Below are 532 nucleotides of genomic sequence, written 5' to 3' on the forward strand. Positions count from 1 at the left end.
CGTGTTAATGAGCTTTAAGATTTCCGTATCGACCTCAATCGGTTCATACTCCATCGTTTCGTCAAGAACTAAAACCTTGTGTGCCTTGTCACTTCCCGCATTCGCGTTTTGCCATTCATCGCGCAACTTTTCGCGGGCTTCCTTGGCGAGTTTTCCGCCTTTATATTTCAACAGACCGCCGGATTGCGTTCCGTTTTTGAAGAAGTTGGACAGGAATTTTTTACTATTTCTTTGCGTGGTCAAATCTTCTTCTAAACTCAATAACGGCGATTTTCCTTCAATTCCATCAAGCGAGAAAAATTTCATATGCAAGATATTTTCTTTCGGTATGCGGCGCAGTGTACCGGCTTTTTCCTGGTACTCATAAATCAGTTGAAAGCCTGTGGTTTCATCTTGCCTATATTTCACTTTTGAATTATTAAGATGATAGATTGCAATCGGCACACCGCGGGGCGATCGAACAATTTCCGCATAGGATTGGCCGTTCAGCAAAGCATTCGCAACTAAAATAAATTTGAGTTGATAGGCTGTA

At 42.1% G+C, this 532-nt stretch carries 1 protein-coding gene; it reads right to left on the reverse strand.

Features of this window, described 5'->3' with window-relative positions; translation table 11 throughout:
• Window positions 1–532: phage portal protein (locus tag NCCP2331_RS18345; RefSeq protein ID WP_251672131.1), on the reverse strand; the 532-nt coding region annotated here is incomplete at both ends.

The sequence above is a fragment of the Sporosarcina sp. NCCP-2331 genome, assembly GCF_023707945.1.
Classification (GTDB): domain Bacteria; phylum Bacillota; class Bacilli; order Bacillales_A; family Planococcaceae; genus Sporosarcina; species Sporosarcina cascadiensis.